Annotated in this window: 1 protein-coding gene; it reads right to left on the bottom strand. The window is 68.5% G+C overall.

Going from position 1 to position 1,735, the window contains the following annotated elements; translation table 11 throughout:
* Positions 1 to 99 precede the first annotated feature (99 nt).
* Positions 100 to 1,485: an MFS transporter gene (locus K4L06_RS17900; RefSeq protein ID WP_221672682.1), complete on the bottom strand. Its 1,386-nt coding sequence runs from the start codon at positions 1,483 to 1,485 to the stop codon at positions 100 to 102.
* Positions 1,486 to 1,735: the final 250 nt, after the last annotated feature.

Genomic DNA, 1,735 nt, shown 5'->3' with positions numbered 1-1,735 from the left:
GGGGTCGATTGAATGGAAAGTCGGAAGAGTCGGTTGCCGATGCGCGCCGTGCCGTCGCGTACCTGGCGGAATCGCGTGGGTGGAGCGGCGCCGGCGCGATCAGGGATCGCTGCGGTCCGCCACCAGGGTTTCGAGCCGGCGCAGGCGGCGATTGCCCAGCGCGATCGAGGTCAACGTCAGGCCGATCGCACCGCTAAGGAAGAACAGAAAACCGATGCCGCGCCCTCGCCCGGTGCCGAACCAGCCGCCGACCGTGGCGCTGAGCGCACCGCTTTCGCGCAAGGCCGGCTCCAGCACCGCGTCGGCCAGCCAGCCGCCGAACAGCAGCACGACGCACATCACCAGCATGTTGCTGGCGGCGATCAGGGCGAACACGCTGCCCTGGCGCGATAACGGCGCCTTGCGCATCCACAGCGCATGCGAGCACGCCACCGACGTACTGCCGCAGAACAGGCAGACGAACGCGGCCGCACACCACCATGCCGGGCCGGTGGCGTAGCCCGCGACCAACACCGCCGCGCATTGCAGGGCGTCGCAGACCAGGATCCAGCGCATCAACTCGCGACGGATCCAGGCCGTCGCCACCAGCACCGAGCCGAGCAACCCACCGACGATGCCGACCGACATGACCAGGCCGAGCACGTCGCTGGAATGGGTCGACAGCACCATCGGCGTCAGCAGCGTCGTCGCCAGCACCATCAGGCATTGCACCAGCGCCCCGTACAGCAGCAAGGCGCGCATCAGCGGCTGCTCGCGCAGATAGTCGAACGCGCCGCCGAGACTGTTCCTGGCGCCTCCCAGCAGCGTCGCCGCCGCGACCGCCTCGCCGCCGCGCACGCCGTCGCCGGCGCGGGTCAACGCCGCGAACACCAGCGCCGCGCCGGCCAACAGCAGGCACAGCTGCGTCGCCATCACGCCCTGCAGGCCCAGGCGCGCCATCAGGAAGCCGGCCGCGGTGGGCGCCCCGACCTGGACCAAGGCGCGCGAAATGCCGGTCAGGCCGCCGACCTGGGCGAAGCGGTCCTTGGGCACGAACCGGCTGATCGCGACGCGGATCGCGGGTCTGCGCAAAGCGCCCAGCGCCGAGGCCGCCGCCGCATAGAGATACAGCGCGGCGATGCCGATGCGTCCGTACACCAGGGCCAGCGCGATCGCGAAGGTGCCTGCGATCGCGCCGAGATCGCAGCACAGCACCACCCAGCGCCGGTCGTAGCGGTCGGCGAACGCGCCGGCGAACGGCGTCGCCAGCATCGCCGCCAAGGCCGCGGCGAGCACCGACAACGAATAATCCTGGGTCGATCCCGATTGCGAAAAAATCCATACGCCGACCGCGAAGCTGACCAGGGTGGTGCCCAGGTCGAACGCGGTCTCGCTCAGCCACAGCAGCCCGAATGTCGAGCGCGCGTGCGACGGCGCTTGCGGCGATGGCGTGCTCGGCTGTTCGCTCGACGATGTCGGCGCTTGCTCGACGGTCGCCTCCTGCATACGTGCGCTCTCTCTGGTTCCCGCGCGCCATGCGTCGCGGGTACTACTCGTGGCGAGCTTCGGTCGCGTGGCTTGGAAGCGCGTGGCGCTTCGTGAATCCGGCTAGCGCAACAGGCTTGGGTACGCTGACTGCGCCGATAACATATATCGTCGTGTTGAAAATTCTTTACGCACGATGCGGTGCAAGTTTGCAAACGGAGTACCCGATCAAACTCTGCGCGGACGGCTTGTTTCCATTCAACTCGTTCGC

It is taken from the genome of Lysobacter sp. BMK333-48F3 (genome assembly GCF_019733395.1).
In the GTDB taxonomy this organism is placed as follows: domain Bacteria; phylum Pseudomonadota; class Gammaproteobacteria; order Xanthomonadales; family Xanthomonadaceae; genus Lysobacter.
The sequence above is the reverse complement of the archived record's forward strand: the minus strand, read 5'-3'. Positions and strand labels throughout refer to the sequence as shown.